The 24971-nt window shown below is 52.1% G+C and carries 17 protein-coding genes; 10 read left to right on the top strand and 7 right to left on the bottom strand.

Features of this window, described 5'->3' with window-relative positions:
- Positions 1-26: 26 nt before the first annotated feature.
- From EHT25_RS14975 to EHT25_RS14965, 3 genes are all read left to right on the top strand, one after another.
- On the top strand, positions 27-908 hold the full coding sequence (locus tag EHT25_RS14975) for an arylamine N-acetyltransferase family protein (protein WP_124875808.1): 882 nt from the start codon (positions 27-29) through the stop codon (positions 906-908).
- 90 nt (positions 909-998) lie between these two features.
- Positions 999-1520, top strand: coding sequence for a nuclear transport factor 2 family protein (locus EHT25_RS14970; protein ID WP_229311547.1), 522 nt, complete (start codon positions 999-1001; stop codon positions 1518-1520).
- A gap of 122 nt (positions 1521-1642) precedes the next feature.
- The gene (locus EHT25_RS14965) at positions 1643-2281 is read left to right on the top strand and encodes a carbonic anhydrase (protein WP_124875806.1); all 639 of its coding nucleotides are present in this window, start codon (positions 1643-1645) and stop codon (positions 2279-2281) included.
- Between the two features lie 55 nt (positions 2282-2336).
- Here the strand turns inward: EHT25_RS14965 and EHT25_RS14960 are convergent, their stop codons facing one another.
- Positions 2337-3041: a hypothetical protein gene (locus tag EHT25_RS14960; RefSeq protein WP_124875804.1), complete on the bottom strand. Its 705-nt coding sequence runs from the start codon at positions 3039-3041 to the stop codon at positions 2337-2339.
- Between the two features lie 415 nt (positions 3042-3456).
- Here EHT25_RS14960 and EHT25_RS14955 point away from each other — a divergent pair, with 415 nt between their 5' ends.
- The 3 genes from EHT25_RS14955 (at position 3457) to EHT25_RS14945 (ending at position 11663) form a co-directional block, all read left to right on the top strand.
- The gene (locus EHT25_RS14955) at positions 3457-7686 is read left to right on the top strand and encodes a hybrid sensor histidine kinase/response regulator (protein ID WP_124875802.1); all 4230 of its coding nucleotides are present in this window, start codon (positions 3457-3459) and stop codon (positions 7684-7686) included.
- Positions 7687-8049: 363 nt separating this feature from the next.
- Positions 8050-10362, top strand: coding sequence for a DUF7133 domain-containing protein (locus EHT25_RS14950; protein ID WP_124875800.1), 2313 nt, complete (start codon positions 8050-8052; stop codon positions 10360-10362).
- 596 nt (positions 10363-10958) lie between these two features.
- The gene (locus tag EHT25_RS14945) at positions 10959-11663 is read left to right on the top strand and encodes a LytR/AlgR family response regulator transcription factor (RefSeq protein WP_124875798.1); all 705 of its coding nucleotides are present in this window, start codon (positions 10959-10961) and stop codon (positions 11661-11663) included.
- A gap of 42 nt (positions 11664-11705) precedes the next feature.
- Here the strand turns inward: EHT25_RS14945 and EHT25_RS14940 are convergent, their stop codons facing one another.
- Both EHT25_RS14940 and EHT25_RS14935 read right to left on the bottom strand, forming a co-directional pair.
- Positions 11706-12590 carry a T9SS type B sorting domain-containing protein gene (locus tag EHT25_RS14940; protein ID WP_124875796.1) on the bottom strand — a complete coding sequence of 295 codons (885 nt, stop codon included), beginning with the start codon at positions 12588-12590 and terminating at the stop codon, positions 11706-11708.
- A gap of 148 nt (positions 12591-12738) precedes the next feature.
- Positions 12739-13308 carry a hypothetical protein gene (locus EHT25_RS14935; protein ID WP_124875794.1) on the bottom strand — a complete coding sequence of 190 codons (570 nt, stop codon included), beginning with the start codon at positions 13306-13308 and terminating at the stop codon, positions 12739-12741.
- 411 nt (positions 13309-13719) lie between these two features.
- On the opposite strand from EHT25_RS14935, the gene EHT25_RS14930 reads away from it, so the two are divergent.
- Both EHT25_RS14930 and EHT25_RS14925 read left to right on the top strand, forming a co-directional pair.
- A complete protein-coding gene (locus EHT25_RS14930) occupies positions 13720-14685 on the top strand; it encodes a ParA family protein (protein ID WP_124875792.1) in 966 nt (321 codons plus the stop codon).
- A complete protein-coding gene (locus tag EHT25_RS14925) occupies positions 14682-15587 on the top strand; it encodes a hypothetical protein (protein WP_124875790.1) in 906 nt (301 codons plus the stop codon). The genes EHT25_RS14930 and EHT25_RS14925 overlap by 4 nt, the downstream gene beginning before the upstream one ends.
- Before the next feature lie 60 nt (positions 15588-15647).
- Here the strand turns inward: EHT25_RS14925 and EHT25_RS14920 are convergent, their stop codons facing one another.
- From EHT25_RS14920 to EHT25_RS14905, 4 genes are all read right to left on the bottom strand, one after another.
- A complete protein-coding gene (locus tag EHT25_RS14920; protein WP_124875788.1) occupies positions 15648-16232 on the bottom strand; it encodes a LutC/YkgG family protein in 585 nt (194 codons plus the stop codon).
- A gap of 31 nt (positions 16233-16263) precedes the next feature.
- The gene (locus EHT25_RS14915) at positions 16264-17658 is read right to left on the bottom strand and encodes a lactate utilization protein B (protein ID WP_124875786.1); all 1395 of its coding nucleotides are present in this window, start codon (positions 17656-17658) and stop codon (positions 16264-16266) included.
- Positions 17658-18395, bottom strand: coding sequence for a (Fe-S)-binding protein (locus EHT25_RS14910; RefSeq protein ID WP_124875784.1), 738 nt, complete (start codon positions 18393-18395; stop codon positions 17658-17660). Before EHT25_RS14910 ends, EHT25_RS14915 begins: the two co-directional genes overlap by 1 nt.
- Positions 18396-18625: 230 nt before the next feature.
- On the bottom strand, positions 18626-21292 hold the full coding sequence (locus EHT25_RS14905) for a PQQ-dependent sugar dehydrogenase (protein ID WP_124875782.1): 2667 nt from the start codon (positions 21290-21292) through the stop codon (positions 18626-18628).
- Between the two features lie 265 nt (positions 21293-21557).
- Between EHT25_RS14905 and EHT25_RS14900 the strand changes: the two genes are divergently transcribed.
- Together EHT25_RS14900 and EHT25_RS14895 are read left to right on the top strand one after the other, a co-directional pair.
- Positions 21558-23516: a sialate O-acetylesterase gene (locus tag EHT25_RS14900; protein WP_221622279.1), complete on the top strand. Its 1959-nt coding sequence runs from the start codon at positions 21558-21560 to the stop codon at positions 23514-23516.
- Positions 23517-23554: 38 nt separating this feature from the next.
- Positions 23555-24934 (top strand): glucuronyl esterase domain-containing protein, encoded by a 1380-nt coding sequence (locus tag EHT25_RS14895; protein ID WP_124875780.1) that lies wholly within the window; start codon positions 23555-23557, stop codon positions 24932-24934.
- Positions 24935-24971 lie beyond the last annotated feature (37 nt).

Raw genomic sequence — 24971 nt, 5'->3', positions numbered from 1 at the left:
TCTACACCCTCCCTACCTTTGTACGCATGAACACCACGACGAGTCAGGAAACCGAAGCGATCCGGGCCACCACCGAAATTGACTTAGACGCTTACCTTCAGCGCATTGGTTACACGGGAGAACGCACGCCCACGCTGGAAACACTCCGGTCCATTCAGCGCCTGCACGTCGAAACCTTCCCGTTCGAAAACCTCAATCCGTTGCTGGGCATTCCGGTTTTGCTCGACATCGACGCGCTGCAACGGAAAATGATTTACGGCGGCCGGGGCGGTTATTGTTTCGAGCAAAACCGGTTGTTAAGCTTTGTCCTGAAAGCCCTCGGGTTTCGGGTGCGCGGACTGGCCGCCCGCGTTCTCTGGAACGTTCCCGAAGGCGAAACCAAACCCATCACCCACCAGGTGCTGCGCGTGGAAGTGGGTGACGAGTCGTACCTCGTCGATGTAGGTTTTGGCGGTTTATCGCCCACGGGGCCACTCCGGCTTGCGCTGCATACCGTACAGACCACGCCCCACGAACCGTTCCGGCTGATCGAACTGGACGATGAACTGGTGATTCAGGCCTACGTAAAAGAGGAGTGGAAATCGCTGTATCGCCTGACCCTTCGGGAGTTTCGGCTACCTGATTATCAAATGTTCAGCTGGTATTTGTGCACCTATCCGGGTTCTTATTTTACCAGCAGTCTGGCCGTTGCCCGCACCATCCCCGACCGGCGCTACGGCCTCCGGAACACCCTGCTGACCATTCATCACCTGGGGGGAGCCTCCGAGCAGCGGGAGCTGACCAGTGTAGCCGAATTTCGTACCGTTCTCAAAGACATCTTCCAGATCCAATTGCCCGAGGCTCCCAACCTTGATCCGACCCTGCAACGGCTGATCGACGAAGCCGCGGCCGCAAAGATAACCGCCTGACGCCCCAGTTTTTCTGTCGTAAACGGGTAAGTAGTTGTCGTTTTCGGGTACAATTTGCCCGGTTTCGGCCCGGTACCTTTGTCAAAAAAAATGAGAACAATCACACTTGCTTTGATTATGGCCATCAACGGCTTCGGAATTGTCCCGATCGTTCGCGGGAAAAAGGCAGAACCGGGGCACCGGATCATAATCGGGCAGCAAAAACCAGAAAAGATGGAAAAAGGAGCCGCAAAAGTGGTCAGTGATTTTCTGACTGCCGTTAAAAAAGGGGATAATGCAACGGTAGCCGCCAGTCTGCACCCGAACGTTGAATGGAATCAACCGGGCAACAACCGGTTTTCGGGCACGAAAAAGTCGAGTACGGAAGTTTTTCAGATGGTGGGCGGCATGCTGGAAGTGTCGGCCCATACGCTGGAATTAACCGATGTAACCGTAACCGCCGTCAACGGCAATACCGTCGCCTGTCTCGTCCACTGGAAAGCCGTAAAACCCACCGGCGCGGTGCTGGACGTGGACAACATCGATGTGTATTCCGTTGAAAACGATCAAATTGTCAACGCGAAAGTCTATTCGGCTGATTTGGCGCAGGAAGACGGTTTCTGGCAGCGGTAAGTCCGGGTAACCAGACCGAAGAATACCATTTTGCCCCGGTCCGCTACAGGATCGGGGCTTTTGCTTTTTGAAAGTAAAGAATAATTTAGCGAACTTGGGCTTTCCACGTTAACTTCCTATTCATGAAAATCGAAACAGTATTTCAAAATAACGAGAAATGGATTGCCGACAAACTGGCCGCTAATGAAAACTACTTCAGCGACTTGTCGAAAGGGCAACAACCTGAATTTCTCTATATTGGTTGCTCCGACAGCCGCGTTACCGCCGAAGACCTGATGGGTATTAAACCGGGCGAAGCATTCGTTCACCGCAACATTGCCAACCTGGTCAACAACATCGATCTGAATGTCATGTCGGTGGTGAATTATGCCGTTCGGCATTTAAAAGTGAATCACGTGGTGGTGTGTGGCCACTACAATTGCGGGGGTGTCAAAGCGGCCATGCAAGCGGTCGATCTGGGACTTCTGAATCCGTGGCTGCGCAACATTCGGGATGTATATCGGCTACACAAGGACGAATTAAACGCCATTGAAGACACCGAACTCCGTTATAAGCGGCTGGTGGAACTGAATGTGGAGGAACAATGCATGAACCTCATCAAAACCGCTGCTGTTCAGGAAGCCTACCGCGACCGGGGCGTCCGCGTACACGGCTGGGTTTTCGATATTCATTCCGGACGACTGATCGACCTTAAAATCGATTTTGACCAGAAAATGAAGAGCATCCGGGAGATTTACAATCTCTACCCAGTGGAAGAATAAAACCGCTGATTGTCATAAAACCGGGGTAGTTCAGTGGATGAACTACCCCGGTTTTTTATTCCTGAGCGCCGTACGGAATCAGCCGAAAGCGGTAGCGAATCGTGAAATTCTGCTGCACGTCGGCTGGCAGCAACTCATCCTGCTGCCCGGGAGCAGGCGCCGTCCAACCCGACCAGTCCGTCGATTGCTGGGGACGTCGGGGTATGTTCAGCATAAAATCGACCGGTTTATTCCGAACAAATACCCGCACTTCCCATTTATTGGCTTCCAGGGGCGTGGTGTCCCACGGTAGAATGACAAACTCTCCCTCCTCCCGGATGCGGTCCGGATGCGGCTCATCCAGATCCTGCCCGATGTACTGAAATTCGATGAGTGAATCGATGGCGGCTCCTTTCAGAAATGATTTTGTCAGACGGGCTTCGACGCTCAAAACCGCCCGGCGGTCGGAATAATCCAGCGTATAAGGCTGATCGGATGTCCAGCTCAGGTAAAGGACAAGCCAGGCAACCAGCGCCATTCCATCGTAAATCTGGATATAGCGCAGGTAATTTTCGACCAGAAAGTACCGGGCCAGAAACCAGACAACGAAAAAACCGGCAAAAGCAGCCAGAAAACCGCCCCAGGTGCCGAGGTAGGCCACGGCCAAACCACTGTCGCCGGTGAGTCCTTTATTCGACACGAAGACTAGGCCGGAGACCAGAAAATAAAACAAGGGTGCCGTACAAACGCTGGCGACCAGCAGGCTGATAAATCGTTCCATGATGGGCCAAAGTAACGGATGAATGAGCCGGTATTTACGCCGGAATCAATACCGGGTAGGGTTGGGTAAACAGCCGCGCCGAAAATGCCCATACCTGACGAAGTGGTTGCGACCCGTTGCTCCGGTTGAAAGCGGGAATGAAGAGCCCGATTTTCCGGGACTCCTGCAGATTGAGAAGGCAAGGTGGCACGAAAAATTATTGAAAACCGGGCGCTTTTTTATACCTCACCGGAATGGAATGATTCAAAAATCCGCTATTTTTCAACGAATCAATACCGTAAAACGCCTATTCCCGTCATCCGGAATTAAAGTAGAAATTTACGCACGGTTTTTGTTGGAATATTCAAATTGCCAGACATATTTATAATTTATCAAGAAAAAGTTATTTTAATAAAAATAACTCAACGGGCTTATTATGAAAGTATTATATACTATACTATTGCTCTTACTATCGCTAACACAGCCATTTAACGCCCACTCGAATCCGATACGTTTCAAGCATATCACCACGAATGAAGGTCTTTCACAAAGTAATGTAACCTGCATTCTGCAGGACAAAAAAGGGTTCATGTGGTTTGGTACGCAGGACGGATTAAACCGGTACGACGGTTATTCGTTCACGGTGTATCGCAATGATCCGAAAAACCCCACCAGCTTAAGTCATAATTATATCCGGGCGCTTTATGAAGACCGGAAAGGCCGCCTGTGGGTGGGCACCGAAGACGGCGGTTTGTGCCTGTTTAACCGGGAAGCCAATAATTTTATCACCTACCAGCGGACGTCCGACAACCTCAACAGCTTGAGTCACAATCAGGTGATGGCCATACGGGAAGACCGGCAGGGGCATTTGTGGGTCGGAACGTACGGCGGAGGAGTAAACCGATTCGATCCAACCGTCAACTCTTTTATCCATTTTACCCACGATTCGACGAAAACCGGTAGCCTGAGCAACGATTTCATCTACGATATTTTAGTCGATTCCAAAGGGCGTATCTGGATGGCTACGGGCGGGGGCGGGCTCGATCTGTTCGATGTTAAAAGCCAGACATTCAGCCACTTCACTAATAACCCTGCCGATCCGACTTCACTGAGCAACAACAACCTCACGGCACTGCTGGAGGATTCGCAGAAGCGGATCTGGGTAGCGACCGAGGGCGGTGGGCTGAATCTGCTCAATGCCGATCAGAAAACGTTTACGCACTTTTTCAACAACCCGGCCAACGCCAACTCCCTCAGTCACAATGATGTTATTTCACTGGAAGAAAGTCGGGCGGGGAGCCTGTGGATTGGTACCCGGAACGGCGGTATCAGTGTCCTCAGCAGGGACCTGAACCAGATTACCCGCTATGCCTACAACGAAACCGACGATCATGGCTTGAACAATGGGTCGATTTATGCGATTTGCCGCGACCGGAAAGGCGATATGTGGATTGGGACTTACAGTGGAGGAATCAATTTTTACGACCGCGAACCACGCAAATTTGAGCTTTACGAAAACGACAAATACAACCCCAACAGCCTGAGTAATAACAATGTCTTATCGGTGATTGAAGATTCGCAGGGCATCGTCTGGATGGGAACGGACGGCGGTGGGCTGAACCGGTTTGTACGCAAAACCAACCAGTTTACCCGTTTCACCCACCATTCCGATACTCCCAACAGCATTGGCAGCGATTTTGTCATGTGCGTATACGAAGACCGTGATCACGACATCTGGACGGGGAATTACAAGGGCGGACTGAGCTTGCTGAAAAAAGGAACCCGTGATTTCATCAATTTTCCCAAAACCGGCAGAGCAGATGGTGTCAGTCACGAAAGCATCTGCGCTATTGCCGAAGACAAAGCCGGAAATCTGTGGCTGGGAACGCTGGGCGCCGGAGTAAGCCGATATGATAAAAAAACCGGAACATTTACCCACTTCCGGCCCAACCTGACGGTGGCCGGCAGCATCAACCGCGCGGTGATCCGGTCGTTGTATTGCGATCGCAGCGGTACGATCTGGGTGGGAACGGAAGGAGGTGGCCTCAACCGGTTCGATCCCCAGAGCAACACGTTCATGGCCTATCGCTACAACCGAAAAGTGCCGGAAAGTTTGAGCAACAACCTGGTCAATAGCATTTTTGAAGATTCCAGCGGCCGATTATGGATCGGTACCGACAGCGGTCTCAATCTGTTCAATCCCAAAACGCAATCGTTTACAGCCTACCATCAGCAGGAAGGTTTGCCCAATAACGTGATTCAGAGTATCGCCGAAGACAGCCACCGCAATCTCTGGATCAGCACGAACAAAGGGCTTTCCCGGTTTAACCCCCGCAACGGAACGTTTCGTAACTACGAAATCAGCGACGGTTTGCAGGGCAACTCGTTCAACCGGCGAGCGGTTTTCAAAGATGCTTCCGGCGAGTTGTTTTTTGGAGGAACCAATGGTTTGAACACGTTTTATCCCGACAGTTTGCGGGACAATCCCACCATTCCGCCTGTATTCATTACCGACTTTCAGCTTTTCAACAAACCGGTTGCGATTGGCGTACCGGATTCCCCACTACAGAAAAGCATCGATGAAACCACAGAAATCACGCTGGCCTATTGGCAGTCGATGTTCTCGGTGACGTTTGCTGCCCTGAACTACAGCCTGCCCGAAAAAAATCAGTATGCATACAGGTTGGAAGGTTTCGACCAGAACTGGAACCAGGTCGGTAATCACCGCTCGGCAACCTATACCAATCTGGACCCCGGCGAGTATGTTTTCCGGGTAAGAGCGTCCAACAACGACGGCGTCTGGAACAACCAGGGAAGGTCGCTGCGAATTATCATTACCCCGCCCTACTGGAAAACCTGGTGGTTTCGGACCGGTCTGGTGCTGGTGTTGCTCGTGGGTGCCTATGCGCTCTACCGCTGGCGGGTGAAGGCCATCGAAGCCAAGAAAAATGAGCTGGAAAAAGTCGTTGGTGAGCGCACGGCCGAGGTACTTTACCAGAGCGAGGAACTCCAGACCCAGTCGGAACATTTACAGGTGCTGGTGGAAGAAATTCACGAACAGCGGATTCAGGAGAAACTGGCCCGGGAAGACGCTGAAAAGGCCAACCAGGCAAAAAGTGTGTTTCTGGCCACGATGAGCCACGAGATCCGAACTCCGATGAACGGCGTGCTGGGCATGACCTATCTGCTGCAGGAAACGGAATTATCGGAAGAGCAGCACGAATACGTCGATACGATTCACCAGTGCGGCACCAATCTGCTGGGTGTGATCAACGACATTCTCGATTTTTCCAAGATCGAATCCGGGAGTCTGGAACTGGAATTGCAGGATGTCGATTTGCGGCATTGCATCGAAGACGTACTTGATCTTTTTGCGAGCAAAGCCGCCGAAATGGAGTTGGATCTGGTCTATGAAATTGAACATCAGGTGCCGACCCAAATCATCGGCGACAGCCTGCGTTTGCGGCAGATTCTGATCAACCTTGTCGGCAATGCCATCAAGTTTACCGAACGGGGCGAAGTTTTTGTCAGCATTGGACTTCACCAACGGCTCAGTGATCAGGACCTGGAACTGGTTTTTCGGGTTCGGGATACCGGAATCGGGATTCCAACCGACAAACTGCAGCGGCTTTTCAAAGCATTCTCACAAGTGGATTCGTCGATGACCCGGCGCTACGGCGGCACCGGCCTCGGTCTGGCCATCAGCGAGCGGCTGGTTCACCTCATGGGCGGAACCATTACGGTCGATAGTGAGGTGGGGATCGGAACGACGTTCACGTTTACGATTCAGTGCCAGATCAGCCAGCAGGTCCAGCGGCAGTATGTTTTTTTCAATACCGGCGAAAACGACGGCAAGCGGATTTTGCTCGTTGATGACAACCCCACCAATCTCACCATTCTGAAAGCGCACCTCGAGCACTGGCGGCTGGTGGTGGTTGCGGCCGGTTCGGGCAAACAGGCGCTGGCGCTGATGACGCAGGAATCGCCTTTTCAACTGGTGATCACCGACATGCAAATGCCCGAAATGAACGGCGTTCAGTTCGCGAAAGCCATCCGGGGGCGAAATCTGTCGGTCCCGATCATCCTGTTGAGTTCCATTGGCGAAGAAACCCGGAAGTCGTCCCCCGATCTTTTTTCGGCGGTTCTGACCAAACCCGTCAAGCAGCAGCAGCTCTTCGATCTGGTACAAAAACAATTAAAACAATCGGGCGAGTTGCAGGCCGTTTCGACCAAACCTACGCATCATGCGCTGTCAGAGAGTTTTTCCATAGAATATCCGCTTCAGATTTTAGTGGCGGAAGACTATCCGGCCAATCAGAAACTGGCCCTCAACATCCTGAGTAAACTGGGCTACCAGGCCCATCTGGCCCAAAATGGCAGCGAAGTATTGGATCTGTTTCAGCGCCGGTTTTATGACGTCATTCTGATGGATGTACAGATGCCGGAAATGAACGGTCTGGAAGCCACCATCCGGATCCGCCAGCAGTCCGGCGCGCAGCCGACCATTATCGCCATGACCGCCAACGCCATGGCCGACGATCGGGAAGCGTGTTTGCAGGCCGGAATGGATGATTACATCGCTAAACCCATCGTGATCGAAGAATTGAAGTCGGCGCTGCAACAGGCCGCTCTCCAGCGTCAGGCCCAATCCGCATCGGAAGAATAGGCTCCCCCGACCGCCAATCGGCTGGCTCTGGTAAAACGGTAGCGGCTTTCCGACTCGTTCGCATTCTCCCAAAAAACCGGAGGTCGTTTTTGGTTTCCGGTTTTGTCTACAATCCCCCAAAGACTACGTACCGCATGCTGGAGTTTTTTTTCAGGATGCAGAACGCCAGTCTCCTTGCCGCAATTCACAGCAAGTTTCCTTCCTTTTGGTTTTCATGGAAATTTAATGGTTAGATCGCCGAACCGGGTGACTTATGCTTCTGGTTTTAAATCGGATTCCCGGTGTGGATCGTTATGGTATTAAAAACTAAATTTGTGAGGCAGTTCATCCTGCCGCTATACAACCCTGAACGTAGTCATTTGAATGAAAAGCTTTCGTTATCTGATCCTTCTCACCCTGGTTTCGTTGTCGTTGCTGTATTGCAAAACCAGTCAACAGGCGGGTTCTTCTTCCACTTCAACGACCGCTGTTCAGTCTGCTCCGGACGAAACGGTCGATTTTACGAAATCGCCCTTTCTGACTCCCGAAGCGTCGATGAAACGGGTTCGGCTGGAAGACGGTTTTGAGCTGAAACTCGTAGCGGCCGAGCCCCTGGTCAGCACGCCCGTCGCGATGCTATTCGACGACAAAGCCCGGATGTGGGTGGTCGAAATGCCCGGATACATGCCCGACACCATCGGAACCGGGGAAGATCAGCCGAATGGAAAGGTGGTTTTGCTGGAAGACAAAAACCGGGACGGTGTATACGACGATCGTAAAGTAATGATCGATTCGCTCGTTTTACCCAGAGCCATCTGTCTGATCGACAATGGCATTCTGGTTGCCGAACCCACAAACTTGTGGTTTTATACGTTGCGGAACGGCAAAGTGGTTGGTCGCGAACTGGTCGATGCAAAATACACGGTTGGCGGAAATGTCGAACACCAGCCCAACGGTTTGCTGCGCGGACTGGATAACTGGATTTACAACGCAAAATCCGATAAACGCTACCGAAAAAAAGGCGACAAATGGCTGATCGAACATACCCATTTCCGCGGGCAATGGGGCATCAGTCAGGATGATTACGGGCGGTTATACTACAACAATAATTCCCAGAACCTGCTCGGCGATTATTTCTCACCCGGTTTTGGTGCCTGGAATAAAAACCAGCGGGGCGTAGCGGGTTTCAATGAAAAGTCGGTGGCCGACAATAAAGTGTATCCAATCCGGCCCACTCCCGGCGTAAATCGGGGCTATATGAAGGGCGTTTTAAACGACAGCCTGAAACTCAATGAATTCACGGCAGCTTCTGCTCCGGTGATTTACCGCGGTGCGCTTTTCGGGAGCGGTTATTCGTGGAACGCGTTCGTTCCGGAACCTTCGGCCAACCTCATCAAACGGAATATTCTCTCGGAAAACGGCTACGTTGTCAAAGGAACCCAGGCGTATCAGGGCCGCGAATTTCTGGCGAGTACGGATGAGCGGTTTCGCCCGGTCAGCCTCTATAACGCCCCCGACGGAGCCTTGTACATCGTGGACATGTACCGGGGCATTATCCAGCATAAAACCTATGCAACCCCTTATCTAAAGAATGAAATCAAAAAAAGGGCGCTTACACAGCCGTTGTCGGCCGGTCGTATTTACAAAGTAGTTCCTAAAAACAAACCTTCTTCGGTGGTGGCCCTGCCGGATGTTCCCGACCAACTGGTCAGCCTGCTGGGCCACGCGAACGGGTGGGTACGGGATAAAGCGCAACAGACCATCATCGACCGGAAATACCTTCAACTGGTTCCGGCCCTGCAAACGGCCGCCCAATCCGGCCACACCTTGTTGGCGATCCACGCTCTCTGGACACTGGAAGGGTTGGAAAAACTCACTTCGGAAGACGTTCTTACTGCCCTGGAAAAACCGGTCTGGCCTATCCGGATGCAGGCACTCAGCGCCGTTCCTTCGGTGATCACAGCGACCAGCGAGCCTAAATTAACGGCGTCGTTGACGAAACTACTGGACTCAAAAGACACGTTATCCGCCCCTTACATCGGTTTCCTGGCCCATTCAATTGCGGAGTTTAACCCGTCAGCTGCGCGCCAGCTCCTGACGCGACTTTCGGCGGTTTATCCGCAAAACCGCTACGTGGCCGACGCCGTGACGAGCAATCTTCAGGATCAGGAAGTCCAGTTTGAGCAGGAGCTTACGGCCTCGGTCAGTGATCAGAATGCGACCATTTACCGACAACTGCGACGGGCCACGGCTACGGCGAAAAACACGCTGGCGAATCGTAATCCGGAAGTACTGAAAAAACAGTTTCCCAAAGGCGAAGCGTTGTTTACATCCGTTTGCCAGACCTGTCACGGTGCCGACGGAAACGGTATCAAATCGCTGGGGCCGCCGTTGAATCAGTCGGAATGGGTAACCGGAAACAAAGACAAGCTGATTTCCATCGTTCTCTTCGGATTGACGGGACCGGTAAAAGTAAACGGCCACATCTACCAAACGCCCGAGGTCAGTGGAGACATGCCGGGCATTGGCTATGACAAAGATATGCCCAGTGAAGACATTGCTCAATTGCTCAGTTACATCCGAAAATCGTGGCGGAATAACGCCGAAACCGTCACCACGGACGAAGTGGCCCAGAAACGCGCTAAATTATCTGGCCGCCAGAAAGCCTTTACCGAATCCGAACTCAGCGGACTCTAAGTCATCACAGCTATTCCGGAGCCATTTTCCGGAATAGCTGAAAACGCCCGGCTGGTTGAGGGCAAAAAACTACCCAAATTCTTCTTCCCCATCTGCTCGTTCAGACAGTCAGCGGTTCAAAACCGCTCTTCTTCCCGTTTAAAAACCCCTGCCTCTCCATTTCCTTTTTTCTACGTAGAATCCAAAAATTAGTTCGCCAAAAGCCTTTTTTTCCGCGTTTGGCAGGATTACCTCAGTGTTTTGGCAGGATTCTCATGTTTTCCTATCCGTTCTTTGCTTAGGAAATCTTCGATGATTTATCGGAGTGATGACTACCATTTACGCTTAAAATCAATCATTATTTTTTAAGAAACGTATACCATGAATACGCAACTGGTTTTCTTCAAATGGGAGATTTCCCGTCTACCCTTATCACTCTTTCACCGGGCCCATTATCACCCATTTCTGTTTTCCGGCAAATTCGAATCGCCTGCCGGTTCTCAGAATGATTTAAAAATTGAGTAAGCCGGATACCGTGAATGAACGGCTACAGGAGTGACATTTTTAATGCGTACCAATTCTCTGTCCTTCAACCAAAGTAATCTGACCTTTTTATCATGGCACCAAAGCAGTGTCTTATCATTGGCGATTCAAACACGACTGAGTTGAGTAATTACCTCAACCAATTGCCGCTTTTTTCTGCGGCCGATGTATGCACTTCCTTAACGGAAGCCTGGAAAATGCTCCGGCAAAAATCATACAACCTGGTATGGCTGGATATGCACAAGCCCGACCAGACCGGGCTTGACATGATTCGTTCGTTTCCCAAACACATACCGGTTATTGTAACGTCGACCCATGCGGATTTTGCCGTTGATAGTTTCGATCTGGGTGTCGTGGATTATCTGCTAAAACCGTTTACTTTTCTACGGTTTACACGCGCCATCAACCGGGCGTTAAGCGCTCAGCTCACTACTGGCAATGCAACGAAACATCCATTTATTTTCCTCAAAATGGGCTATTCGTTTCAACGGTTTGACTATCAGGATATCGATTACGTACAGGCCTATGGGATTTATTCCAAGATTATCAGGCGTCAGAAGGTGGATGCCGTCAATGACACTATTTCCAATCTGGAACAGGGGCTTCCTAATGAGCAATTTTTACGGGTTCACAAATCATACATCGTCAATCTGGCGAAGATGACCAGCTATTCCAGTCGAACAATTTCCATCGGCGACCACCAAATTCCGCTCGGAGCGGCTTACCGGGAGCGGTTTCAGGGCTTTCTAAGTTTGCTGAACAACAAAAGGGAGGATTAGCGAAAAAATGAGCCCGTCGGCAAATTCCGAACGGGCTCATTTTCATCGGGAAAGCGTCAATGATCGGGTGAATTTCCGGCCATCACTTAAGCGAATACTGTAGAAATACGTGCCAACGGGCAAATCTTTGTTGCGATCCCGGCCATCCCAGTCGTTCTGATAGTCTTTCGCTTCAAAAATGACAGTTCCGTTGCGGTCGAAGATGGTCACATCGGCCGTTAACTTCCCCAAATTTCGGATAACAAACCGATCATTCGTGCCATCGTTATTGGGCGAAAACCCTTCTGGTATGGCCAGTTCGCCCGCAGCTTCCGGATTGGAACCGGAACACATCTCGGCCACGGATTTTATAGTCAAATCTTCAAATACCCCACCGGCTTTGGCAATGTAGGTATCATAGTCGAATTCGGACGCATTTTTCTTCAATACTACTTCACTAAGTCCCGTCACCGGGAAGGACTTGTCGTCGTTCCATTCAATCAGGGTACCGGTTTTGTCGCGGACATTGACCAGATCAAACTGAATCGTGGCAATGGGAAGCCAGCTCGTCGTTACCTGAGCGGCACTTTGCTCCGAGCCACTGTACAGAATATTGAGGGAAACAATGCCTTTCGTGCTACGCTCTGCCGATCCATTCAACGAGAGAGGATTGTAGTTAAGGCTTCCTTTCGCTCCTTCGCTGGTAAAATTCTGCTGATCGACAATCGTCGGCGTTTTGATCACCCGGGCGTCGTACGAAAAACGAAAATTAGCGTTTCCCATCAAAAATGAACTGCTTTCATCATGCGCTTTGACTTCGACAGCGACGTACAATTTCTGATTGGCACAGTCTACTTTATTTAGTTGCAAACGCACATCGAAACGACCATTTTGCGCTTCGGCAAAAAATGAAACACAGACCGCTACTAAAAAGAGAAACCGTTTCATAGACCTTATTTTTCGTTAAACCCCATTCAAACTGTTGCAGATAACCGCCGGTTCAATGGCAGAGCGCATCGAACCGGCGGTTTCCATCAATGTGGTACTTTGGAATAGCGGCCGTTGTTTTTCTTCCACAACACGCTGTCGGAGAAGTTCACGTCGGCGTCCATGTTAAAGTCACCGTACCGGTATTGATCAAAGATGCCGCTCTCGTCCTTCCACAATTTGGAAAATCAGTTGGTTTATCGGTGTGCCATACAATCGGAAAGCAATTATTCTGAATTAACTGGGTATTGACAATGTCGAACTGAATCGTGGAAACCGTCATCCAGTCGGTGCCAACGGGAGCGGCACCGGTTCCGGAGCCACCGTAGGTCGTATTCAGGGAAACGGTCCCTTTAGTGGGTCCAAACGTACTCCCGTTCAGGTTCTGCACACCATAACGTACGTCGCTGGCGGGTGCCTGGCTGGAAAAGTTCACCTGAGACAGGATGGTCGGATTATTGATAATTCGCGGATCATAATCGAACCGGTAATTGGCATCACCCATCAAAAACGTACTATCGGCGACACTGGCCTTCACCTGTACGTTGATAACCGCTTTCCCGGTATTACAATTAATAGCCTGGACCAGAAAGCGGACGTGGAATCTACCTTTTTGTGCGAAAGAGGTACCCGCAACAAACAGGAAAAGACCCACCAGGAGGTAGATTTTTTTTTTCATAGTGTATCTAGCTACATACAAAGATTTTAGGTACTCCCGGAACATTTTCTCAAAAAAAGAACCTGTTTCTGGTCATTCCGCAAGGCTGCTTTACCCGTAAAAATGCCCTTAATCCAGTTATTAGGGCATTATTGACAAAGACTTTGCTTATATAGACTGGCCTCCCGCAAAAAAGTCACACGAATCCGAAATTGATCACAAAAATTGATCAGGTACCCGGATCGGCCCTGCCAGCGAGCGGTTTTGTACGGAATGGCTTTCACGGAAAACCGGTCCTTATCCCGGTATTTTTACTAATTATCCCCAACCCGTTGGAAGCCCAAACCTCTGCTTTGGGTATCTTTTCATACCAAAAAACCGGTCCATCAAAAAAATGGGTATACATTTAGGGCGACAATAATCCGGCTGTTTATGATTACACACCAAGAAGTGTACGCTTTTCTTAAAAAGAAACCGACGCTCTCCTACGCGGGTCTTACGAAAGAAGCCGGGTTGCCAACCGGTACGCTGGCGAAAGCAATGAGTGGGCAGCGCACCCTGACGGACACCCACCTGCGGGCCCTGGAACCGGTTTTGGTTCAGTACGGCTTCGAGGAGTTTCGCAACCGACGGGCTATCGTGCTGGCCGTGGTTAATCACAAAGGTGGAGTGGGCAAAACCACGACAACGATTAATCTGGGCAAAGGATTGGTGAACCGCGATCAGTCCGTGTTGATGATCGATATGGATTCGCAGGGCAATCTTTCCCAAAGCCTGGGCATTCATAACCCGGAAAATCAGTTGCTACAGGCACTGACCCGGAACGCGCCACTGCCCGTTATGACGCTTTCGGATCGATACGACGTGGTGCCGAGTGACCTGGAACTGGCGAGAGCCGAAGCCGAACTGATCAAAACACCCAGTGGCGTTCTGCGTTTCCGGAACGCCCTCGCTCCTTTCCGGGCCCAGTACGATTACATTCTGATCGACTGTCCGCCTTCGCTCAATATCTTTACGTATTCGGCACTGGTGGCTTCAACGGCCGCGCTGGTGGTGCTCGAACCGGAAGCTTCCGCCGTTAAGGGAATGTATAATTTGCTGGAGTTGATTTTTGACATAAAGGAATCGTTCAATCCCCGGCTGAAGGTGGAAGGCATCGTCATGGCGCAGGTGAATCCGCAGTTGGTGCTCCACCGCGAATTAATGTCGAAAGTCCGGGGCGATTTAAAGGGACAGCCCTTTTTCAAAACAGAAATCCGGCAAAATATCGCCATCGCGGAATCCCAATACGTCGGTAAAACTATTTTTGATTACAAAGCCAACTCAGCAGGATCGGTTGATTATCAGTCGCTTGCCGATGAAGTACTGGCCAAAAATGATTCCTTTTCTTTCGCATGAAACGATTCGCAACGGCTTCCGGCGACGCCCCGGTTCTCCACCGAAATACCGCCAATTTAATGCAGAATGTGCTGGACGAAGTCAAGAAGAGTATTACGGTTTTGCCCGAGCTCCAATCGCTGATTCCCGCGCTGCAAACCGCTGAATATGAGCAATTAGAAGCCAATATTCGCAAGGATGGCTGCCGGGAAGCACTGCTGATCTGGCAAACGACGCAGGGCGTAATCGACAATTCGGACAACGATTCTCCCCTGAATGTGTTGATCGACGGACACAATCGGTATGCGATCTGCACCCAACACGGCATTGATTTTAAGGTCATGCTTCGTGAGTTTCCAACGCTTCAGGCCGTTCGCGAATTCATGATCGAAAACCAGTTGGGTCGCCGGAATCTGACGCCCGAACAAATGTCGTACCTGCGCGGACTCAAATACCGGAATGAACGACAGGCCGCCGGGCGACCGGTTCAGGAGGAGGACGCGGAAACGAAAACCGGTCAGCGAACGCAGGATCGGCTGGCGAAGGAGTTCAATGTCTCTCCGCGTACCATTCACCGCGACCGGGAATTCTCGGAAGGCATCGACAAGTTGACGCCTGAACTGAAACAGGATGTGCTGCGGGGAAATCAAAAAATAGCGAAGGACGTCATCCGGGCGCTTGGACGATCGGCTCAACCGATCGCTTCGCCCCTTTCCCTGGCCGATTTAGTAGCCTTTCAGGAACCGGATCAGCCTGAAATCGCGAAACCCACCGGGAATAAAGCGAAGGTAAACCGAATGGTAACCGAAATCGCGAATACGGTTTCCAAACTGGATCCGGAAGCGCCAACGTTTGCAGCGGTCTGCGACCGAATTATCCAGCTGGTTCAGGAAGCGAAAGAAATGATGAGTCGAAAAAAATAATGTTGCCAGATTGGCAACATTATTCAGCAAATCGTTAATTAACTAATTATTAACAGATTATCAGACCAATATAAAAACCGTCATCGTAATCGGACCGTGCGCCCCCATCACGAGAGCCTGTTCAATGTCAGCGGTTTTGGAAGGTCCGCCGATGAAAGCCGCAAAACCGTAATCTCCCGCTCCGATCTGCGCATAAGCTTCGTGAAGCGTCGGAACAATGATTTCGGCCGGAACCACAACAGCCAGATGCTGACAGATGTAAGGTATGATCCGCTGCCCCATGTGCTGTTCCGGTAACCAGACCGCCCCATTTTCCGCCACGGCCAATTGGGCATCAATCACGGCCAGTTCCACGTCATCGAATGTGCGCGGATCTGCCGTCGCGGACATCAACTCGACATAACCGGCCATCGCTGGCAAAGTTGTAATGATGCGTTTCGTTGGATCGAAATTCGCCCGAATCCGGTCGTTGATTTCGGCGAAACTATTGACAACATGGACGATTCCGCCGATGCTGGTAAAAACCGCCTGGTAGTTGTCGACAACGTCCTGACGACTGCCCTTAAACGCGGAGATGTCGGGTAGCGGGCTCGCGGGTGGCTGGTTTTTCAAAACCGCAGCCAGAATACTTTCTCGGGTGTTCATTCCGGTTTTCAGTTACAGTGATCAGCGGTTTTTATTTTTTATCGGAACCGTTTTCCTTCTGGTTCCTGGCATACCATTCCCCAAAGGACTCCTTCGGCCCGTCCGGCATTTCGCGTTGTTTATACCAGGGATTGAGCTTATTATTGATGGCAAACGGAATGTTGTTCAACACCCACCGACCGGCCCGCCCCATGCGCGCATACGAGCCCGGCGACGACAACGTCCAGGCCATTGCTTTCATACCCAACACCTTGGTATTGGCCGCAAACCCCTCTTTCACAATGACCTGCCGCCACTGATACAGCTGATCATGAATAGTAATTTTTACCGGGCAGACATTGGAACAGGAACCGCAGAGGGTTGAGGCAAAGGGCAGATCGGCGTGCCGTTTCATATCCAGATTCGGGGCCAGAATGGCCCCAATTGGCCCGGAAATGGTGTTATGATAACTTAGGCCGCCACTTTTCCGGTAGACCGGGCAGGTATTCATGCAAGCCCCGCATTTGATACATTTCAATGATTCCCGAAACTCGGGCCGGCCCAGCTGGCGGGTTCGTCCGAGATCGACCAGAATCAGGTGCATTTCCTGCCCTTCGCGCGGTTTTTTAAAATGGCTGGAGTAAATGGTGATCGGCTGGCCGGTCGCACTGCGGGCCAGTAGCCGTAAAAATATACCCAGATGCTTCTTCTGCGGAACGATCTTTTCGATGCCCATCGAGGCAATCTGCACGTCTGACAAATGCGCACCCATGTCGGCATTTCCTTCGTTGGTGCAAACGACGTACTCACCGGTTTCGGCCACGGCAAAATTAACACCGGTCAGGGCCGCGCGACGGGTAATGAAGGCATTGCGAAGGTGCCGTCGGGCAAACCGGGTCAGTGTGGTCGGGTCCGAAACACCTTTTTCGGTGCCGAGGTGTTCGTGAAAAATCTCGCCAATTTCCTCCTTCCGTTTGTGAATGCAGGGCAAGACAATGTGGCTGGGTGGCTCATTATCAAGCTGTTGAATGTATTCACCCAGATCGGAATTGATGACGTCGATGCCGCGTTCGGCCAGGTATTCGTTCAGGTGGCATTCTTCGGTGAGCATCGATTTGCTCTTGATCATCTGGTTGATCTCCTTCGCTTTCAGAATCGAATACACAATGCGGTTGTGCTCTTCCGCGTCGGACGCCCAGTGAACGGTGATGCCGTTTTTGATCAGATTGGCTTCAAACTGCAACAGGTAATCGTGCAGATTCGACAACACGTTGCTTTTTATTTGGGAAGCGGCTTCGCGCAGGGCTTCCCATTCCGGGATTTGTTTCGACGCAATATCCCGTTTTTGGCGAATCCACCAAAGCGCCCCGTCGTGCCAGTTGACGTGTTCCTCGTCTTTGATAAACGCTTCCGCCAGCGCGGCATGATCTTTCGTTTTGGTTTCCATCACATGGTCGAATTTAAAATTTCTGCAATGTGTACGGCTTTTACGGCGCTCTTGTTCCGGTGCAGAATGCCTTCGAGGTGCATCAGGCACGAAAGATCGACGGACGTAATGTATTCGGCCCCGTTTTTCACGTGGTCAGTCACCCGGTCCCGGCCCATTTTAACCGAAACCGCTTCTTCGGCCACACAAAATGTACCCCCAAAACCGCAGCATTCGTCGGGCCGGTCCAGATCGACCAGCTCCAGCCCTTCCACCATGTTTAATAGCTGAACCGGTTTGGAAAACGGCACTGCGTTGAGTTCACTCATTTGCGCCAGATACAGGCCCCGCAAACCGTGGCAACTCTGGTGAATCCCGACTTTGTGCGGAAACCGTGCTTTCAAAGCATCGATTTTCAGCACATCGGTCAGAAACTCGACCAATTCGTAAACACTCGACCGAGTACGATCCGCCAGTGCCTGATCCTCAGTCGAATGCAAGTGCTGTTTAACGTGCAGTACGCAACTGGCCGAGGGCGCAACGATGTAATCGAAGCGGGCAAAATTCTCCAGAAAAAGATCATTGCATTCCTGCGTCAGGTGTTCAAACCCGGAATTGGCCATCGGCTGTCCGCAACACGTCTGCCGGGGCGGATACACCACATCGACCCCCAGTTTCTGCAGCAGTTGAAGCGTGGCAATGGCTGCCTGTGGGTAAAACTGGTTTACGTAACAAGGGATGAACAGTCCGACGGTCATAGAGCAGAGTGGCTTAGGCGCTTTTCCTACCTAAAGCAGTCAGACCGATGGATTTACTAAAAATTATGGGTTAAATCCAATAATAGGTTTACGGTATTCGGTTTTCAGTTTACGCCGGGCTGCCGGAGCGGTGCAGTTCCCCCGCCGGGACTGACACGTTCCGAAAGCGTGCGTCAGCTACCGTAGCGATGGTCCGGCGTAAACCGAATACCAAAAACCGTAAACTGTACTTACTTTTTCTGCTGCGACAAAAACGTGATCAGCGAGGCAAATTCTTCGTACGAGAGCGCATTGGCCAAACCGGTCGGCATCATGGATGTTTCCAGTTCTTTCCGCGAAAGAATGTCGCTGGCTTTGATCGTAGAAACCTGCCCCGTAATATCCCGCAGCACCACGCGGCTGGAGCTTTCTTCCGTGACAAAGCCCAGGTACGTTTTGTTACCTTTGGCCGTGATCTGTACCGTTGCAAACCCCTGCGAAATCGACGCATTGGGCTTCAGAATCGATTCGGCGATCTGTTCCCGGTTCATGATCGAACCGATTTGTCCCATAAATGGGCCTTTCATTGTCTCGGTTTTGCTCAGGCTGTGGCAGGCAATGCAGCCTTGTTGGGTAAACAACGTTTTGCCCAACGCCGGATCGCCCGGGATTTTCGCCATTGCCAGCATCACATCCTCAATCGACGCTTTCCCAACCTGCCCCTTCTGGTTTCTGATTTTCTCGAGATCGACTTTCGTTTCTTCCTTCGCAGCCACGACTTCTTCGCCCCCAAACTCGGTAATTTCCATGCGGTGCCGACCGTTCAGATCCGCATAAAATTGCTTACCGGTTTCGTCGGCTTTCGACCATTCCTGCGTCAGAAAATCCTTGATTACCGGCGACGACGCCCACGTAACTCCTTTGTAATAAGGACCGTGTGTATCGGGGCGCGTGCTCCACCACCAGGAACCGTCGTAATCGGCTTCCTTTTTATACAACCGCGACAACGTAATCAGAATTTGTTTTTTCAAGGTTTCATCCTTCGACTTTTGATAAGCCGCAATCAACCCGGTGACGGCTTTCGGGTCGTGCATATACCGCAACGCCCAGAGGGCAATCGTCGAATTTTCGGTCCCAATGGCGTTCACACACGCATCGACCGCATTCAGGCTCACCAGCGTCCGCACCGCAATGTGCGCCGGAACCAGGGCCGCGTTAGGCGTCGCATGCGGACCTTCCGTTCCCTTGGCCGGGGCCACAAACGACGCCGGAACTTTCACCTGCAACAAGGCCGGAGCCGCTTCGATCCGTCCCAAACGGCCTAAACCGATGGTAGCCGCGAGTCGAACGCGCTCCGAAGGATCTTTTAGTCCCTGTAGAAAGGGCTCGATGGGTACGGTTTTGAGATACGGTTTTCGATCGGCCAGGGCCCGCAAGGCAAATTCCCGGAAATCGTTCTCCGTTGTCAGTTTCACCAGATTCGGAACGCCTTCTTCACCCGCAAGCTGCGCGTAGGTATACATACCCGCCACGCGGGCAGACAGCGACAGGCTTTTGTCGGCGGCAATTTTCCAGGCGGCAGGAGCGGCATTTTTAGCGGGGCGGGTCAACAATTCCTGCTGGGCTGCCAGACGGGCCACGGCACTACCGGATTTCAACAAGACACTTAACTGATTGACAGAGGCTTTTTTAACGTTTTCAAAAGGCTCGTATTTCCAGTTGACGGGTACGGCCCGCTCCACGAATCCCTTAGCCGGATTTCCGGAGTACCCTGCGCCATCCCAGGCCGACAGATACATCCGACCCGACGCGTCGACATCCACATCGGTGATCTGCGCCAGTTTAATAAATTCCTCTTCTTTCTGCGTGTAACTTGGTCCATCCGGCGTCACGCGGTGGATATACAACTGGCTACGCCCCCAGTCGGCCATCATCGGAACGCGATTGTATTTTTCCGGCCAGGTCGGGTCGTCCAGAAACAGCGAACCCGTACCGGAACCACCACCCACATCGACCAAAGCAGGAATAATTTCATCCGTAAAGCCCTTGAACAGAACCGGATAACCGTATTCGCCCGATTGAATCTGGTGGCTGAAACGAATATTCCATCCCCCGCCGTCATTGGTATTATCCCGGGTGAACGTGTTCATCAATGGGTCAATGGCAACGTCGTAAATATTCCGCATCCCGTGCGTATATACTTCCATTTCGGTGCCGTCCGGCCGAACACGCACGATGCCTCCGCCGAGTTGCGTCATCTTTTTACCGGAACGATCCACGGCATCGTGGAACCCAAAATCGCCAACGGCGATGTAAATCCAGCCGTCGATGCCCATCCGGATTCCGTTGGTCGCGTGGTCGGTACCCCGGCTTTGCAGGAATTTTGGTGAACTGATGTTTTGAATGAGCGGTTTCGACGGTCCATCGGCCACGCCATCCTGGTTTTTATCTTCGAAAACCACCAGATCCATGCCGCTGGCTTTGCCGGTTTCGGCCGAAAACGTCGTGTGGAGAACAAACAGCTGATCGCCGTTGGCGATGATCCCGCGCGGATTATCGACCATCGCGTACCGGGTGTGCTGATCAACCTTGCCGTCGTTGTTGCTGTCAACCAGTTTGATCACATATCCTTTGCCCGGCGTTTTCCCCAGCGATCCGATCATATCCACGCCCACGTAAACCTCACCGGTAGGCGCCACGGCCAGGCAGGCCGGGCTGGGGGTCAGATCGGGGCCGGCAAAGGTGGTCAGCACAATATCGTCGGGCCCGCTCGTCTGGGGCTGAACTCTGGGTTTGGGCTGCGATGCAGCGGCCTGATAATCAATATTTTTGAGCGATTTTTCCGATGTCCCGAATTTCCCTACCAGGGCGATCAGGATCAGAAAAACATACACCAGACTGAGGGAAATTTTTAACATGGTTTTTCGGAGTAAAAGCTCTTTGTGGGTCGCGAGTAATCGAACACGAAGTAAGTCTACTTTCGGGATAAATAAAAATGCCCGGGCGGGGCGGTTGCCTGCCAGTAGCCCGGTTTTTTCGGAGTAGGTTCAAAACGCGTGGGATTCGATTATTTTTTCCGGCCATTGGGAACAGGCGGCTTTTTTAGTCAGAAAACTTCCGATATTGCCGGGGTGGGTTTCTGTTAAACCACGAACGGATTGCTCGTCTTCCCAAAGGGAATTTATGAAAACCGGGTTCATCGTCTTACGCGTTTCTGCCCTCCAAATTGGGTTTGTCTGGCTGCTGGTGATGAGCAGTCAGGCGGTTTTTGGTCAGGTTCGGCTTCCGCGTCTGATCAGCGATGGGATGGTTTTGCAACGCGATATCCCCATCAACGTCTGGGGCTGGGCCAAAGCCGGGGAAACCGTCGGAGTGACCTTAAATGGGAAAACCGGTAAAGCCCAAACCGGCTCCGACGGCAAATGGAAGCTCCAACTGCCCGCCATGAAAGCGGGAGGGCCTTATCAACTTACCGTTCAGGGCAGTAATCAGTTGAAAGTCAACGATATACTGATCGGCGATGTCTGGGTTTGCTCCGGGCAGTCGAACATGGTGTTACCGATGGAACGGGTCAAGGAGCGCTATCCGAACGAAATTGCGCAGGCGAAGAATCCGGCCATCCGGCATTTTTTCCTGCCGACCCGCTACAACTTTCAACAGCCGCAGGACGATGTGCCGCCGGGACGTTGGGAAGCCGCAACTCCTCAGAACGTATTGCGGTTTTCGGCGGTCGGCTATTTTTTCGCCCGCGATCTTTACGAAAAATACCGCGTTCCGATTGGCCTCATCAACGCCAGCGTGGGTGGTTCTCCGGCCGAAGCCTGGCTGAGCGAAGACGCTCTGAAACGTTTCCCAAATCATCTGGCAACGGCCGAGAAAGTAAAAGACAGCGCGTATGTAGCCGGAGTTCAGCAAAGCGAAAAAACCGCTATTGGCTTGTGGTACAACAATTTACGTAAAAATGATAAAGGCTGGCAGGGCGAGAAAAACTGGACCGATCCAACCTACGACGCATCGGACTGGCCGACCATGCAACTACCCGGTTTTTGGGAAGATGCGGGCGTACCAAAAGGCAACGGCGTGGTCTGGTTTCGGAAAGAGATCGAGGTTCCGGCCGAAATGACGAATAAACCCGCCAAACTCTTTCTGGGTCGGATTGTCGACAGCGATTCGGTTTTTATCAACGGCACATTCGCCGGTTCGATCGGTTACCAATACCCGCCCCGGCGGTATGAACTACCCGCCAATCTGCTGAAAACCGGCAAAAATACGCTGGTCGTTCGGGTGATCAATACAGCCGAAAAGGGCGGTTTTATTCCCGACAAACCGTATCAGCTGGTGGCTAACGGGCAAATGATTGACCTCAAGGGAAGCTGGCAGTATCAGGTTGGGGCGGTGTCGGGACCGATGCCCGGCACGACGTTTTTCCAGTATAAACCGGAAGGTCTGTTCAACGCCCTGATTGCGCCCCTGCTGAATTACGCGATCAAAGGAGTTATCTGGTACCAGGGCGAAGCCAACACAGAAAATGCGAGCGAATACCGCCGGTCGTTTCCGGCGCTGATCGCCGACTGGCGGAACCACTGGCAGCAAGGTCAGTTTCCGTTTTTGTTCGTTCAGCTGGCTAATTACCTCCCGGCAAAAAACCAGCCTTCCGAAAGCCAGTGGGCCGAATTACGCGACGCACAGTTCAAAACCTTATCCGTTCCGAAAACCGCCATGGTGGTTGCAACGGATGTGGGCGAGTGGAACGATATTCATCCGTTGAACAAAGAAACCGTCGGCAAACGACTGGCCCTGGCCGCCGAACACCTGGCCTATGGCGGTAAAACCGTCGTTTATTCCGGCCCGGTTTACCAATCGATGAAGCGGGAAGGTTCGAAAATCAGGCTCACGTTTTCCCAAACGGGCAGCGGGTTGGTGGCTAAAGGCGGTGGTGCATTGAAGCATTTCGCCATTGCGGGTGCCGACCACCGGTTTGTCTGGGCAAGTGCCAAAATCGAAGGCAATCAGGTTGTTGTCTGGAACGATCAGGTGCCGAATCCGGTGACGGTGCGCTACGCCTGGGCCGACAATCCGGAAGGAGCTAATCTGTCTAATCGGGAGGGGTTACCGGCTTCTCCCTTTACCACCAGTCACTAACGTTTTCTGTCTATTCCTAACCAGCAACTGAATCGCTCATGAAAAGTAGTATTTATTTTCTTACAGCCCTCGTCCTGACCGCATTAACGGCCAGAGCGCAGGAGCCGGATTCGACCCGAAAAGCGTTTCTGGCGGCCCAGGCAATCATCAAAGAGCAGTCGGAAAAGGATCATAAACAGATGTTGGAGCAGTTGCACATCACCGCGCTCCGGCCCGGTCCGTCGGGCAATCCGGAAGCGCCCAATGCCGCCAACGTCGACGAATCGCAGGCTAGTCCATATACCCGTTTACCCGATCCGTTGGTGTTGAAAAATGGCAAAAAAGTAACGACGGCGAAACAATGGTGGCAACAGCGACGCCCGGAAATTGTGGAGGATTTTGATCGGGAAATTTACGGACGCGTGCCGAAAAACCTGCCGAAAGTGACCTGGGAAGTGATCAGCGAGAAGAAAGAAATGAACGGCGATTTTCCGGTAATTACCAAAACGCTACAAGGCCACGTCGACAATTCATCCTACCCGGCCATCAAGGTTGACATTGAACTAACCCTCTCGACGCCAGCCAATTCGACCAGCCCGGTACCGGTCATGATGAGCTACGGTTTTCGGTTTCCACCCGGTTTTCGAATGCCCAATCCGCCCGCTACTACGCTACCGGCCAAGCCCGAACCGACCTGGCAGCAGCAACTGCTGGCCAAGGGCTGGGGCTATGCGGTCATTTATCCCACCAGTTACCAGGCCGACAACGGCGCGGGTTTGACGAAGGGCATCATTGGTCTGGTCAACAAAGGGCAGCCCCGGAAGCCCGACGATTGGGGGGCCTTGCGGGCCTGGGCCTGGGGAGCCAGCCGGGCGCTCGATTACTTTGAAACCGACAAAGCCGTCGACGCCAGGAAAGTAGGTATCGAAGGGCTTTCGCGCTACGGCAAGGCAACTGCCGTTACGATGGCGTATGAACCCCGGTTTGCCATTGCCTTTGTGGGGTCGTCGGGCGAAGGCGGAGTCAAAATTCACCGGCGTAAATTCGGTGAGCAGGTCGAAAATGTGGCGGCATCCGGCGAATACCACTGGATGGCGGGCAATTTCATCAAATACGCCGGACCACTGACACCCAACGATTTACCTGTCGATGCGCACGAACTGGTGGCCCTTTGCGCCCCGCGACCGGTTTTCATCAGCTCCGGTTCGCCCAAAGTGGAGGGCAACTGGGTCGATGCCAAGGGAATGTTTCTGGGGGGCGCGTATGCCGGACCGGTTTATAAACTACTGGGCAGAAAAGACATGGGAACGATGGAATTTCCGCCCATCGAAACCGCCCTGGTCGACGGCGACGTGGCTTTTCGGCAGCACAGCGGGGGTCATACCACCGGCCCGAACTGGCCCACGTTCCTGCTTTTTGCCGATCGGTATTTCAACTAAGTGACAGGCAGGTTTCGGCTTGTCAATCGAGCACGGA

Source organism: Larkinella rosea (assembly GCF_003858635.1).
Classification (GTDB): Bacteria; Bacteroidota; Bacteroidia; order Cytophagales; family Spirosomataceae; genus Larkinella; species Larkinella rosea.
Note: the sequence above shows the minus strand (reverse complement) of the source record. Positions and strands in the feature narration are given on the sequence as shown.

What these genes read in the sequence shown, in the direction of transcription:
- EHT25_RS14975 (WP_124875808.1), top strand. Translation starts at nt 27, where the DNA reads ATGAACACCACGACGAGTCAGGAAACCGAAGCGATCCGGGCCACCACC.
- EHT25_RS14970 (WP_229311547.1), top strand. Translation starts at nt 999, where the DNA reads ATGAGAACAATCACACTTGCTTTGATTATGGCCATCAACGGCTTCGGA.
- EHT25_RS14965 (WP_124875806.1), top strand. Translation starts at nt 1,643, where the DNA reads ATGAAAATCGAAACAGTATTTCAAAATAACGAGAAATGGATTGCCGAC.
- EHT25_RS14960 (WP_124875804.1), bottom strand. Translation starts at nt 3,041, where the DNA reads ATGGAACGATTTATCAGCCTGCTGGTCGCCAGCGTTTGTACGGCACCC.
- EHT25_RS14955 (WP_124875802.1), top strand. Translation starts at nt 3,457, where the DNA reads ATGAAAGTATTATATACTATACTATTGCTCTTACTATCGCTAACACAG.
- EHT25_RS14950 (WP_124875800.1), top strand. Translation starts at nt 8,050, where the DNA reads ATGAAAAGCTTTCGTTATCTGATCCTTCTCACCCTGGTTTCGTTGTCG.
- EHT25_RS14945 (WP_124875798.1), top strand. Translation starts at nt 10,959, where the DNA reads ATGGCACCAAAGCAGTGTCTTATCATTGGCGATTCAAACACGACTGAG.
- EHT25_RS14940 (WP_124875796.1), bottom strand. Translation starts at nt 12,590, where the DNA reads ATGAAACGGTTTCTCTTTTTAGTAGCGGTCTGTGTTTCATTTTTTGCC.
- EHT25_RS14935 (WP_124875794.1), bottom strand. Translation starts at nt 13,308, where the DNA reads ATGAAAAAAAAAATCTACCTCCTGGTGGGTCTTTTCCTGTTTGTTGCG.
- EHT25_RS14930 (WP_124875792.1), top strand. Translation starts at nt 13,720, where the DNA reads ATGATTACACACCAAGAAGTGTACGCTTTTCTTAAAAAGAAACCGACG.
- EHT25_RS14925 (WP_124875790.1), top strand. Translation starts at nt 14,682, where the DNA reads ATGAAACGATTCGCAACGGCTTCCGGCGACGCCCCGGTTCTCCACCGA.
- EHT25_RS14920 (WP_124875788.1), bottom strand. Translation starts at nt 16,232, where the DNA reads ATGAACACCCGAGAAAGTATTCTGGCTGCGGTTTTGAAAAACCAGCCA.
- EHT25_RS14915 (WP_124875786.1), bottom strand. Translation starts at nt 17,658, where the DNA reads ATGGAAACCAAAACGAAAGATCATGCCGCGCTGGCGGAAGCGTTTATC.
- EHT25_RS14910 (WP_124875784.1), bottom strand. Translation starts at nt 18,395, where the DNA reads ATGACCGTCGGACTGTTCATCCCTTGTTACGTAAACCAGTTTTACCCA.
- EHT25_RS14905 (WP_124875782.1), bottom strand. Translation starts at nt 21,292, where the DNA reads ATGTTAAAAATTTCCCTCAGTCTGGTGTATGTTTTTCTGATCCTGATC.
- EHT25_RS14900 (WP_221622279.1), top strand. Translation starts at nt 21,558, where the DNA reads ATGAAAACCGGGTTCATCGTCTTACGCGTTTCTGCCCTCCAAATTGGG.
- EHT25_RS14895 (WP_124875780.1), top strand. Translation starts at nt 23,555, where the DNA reads ATGAAAAGTAGTATTTATTTTCTTACAGCCCTCGTCCTGACCGCATTA.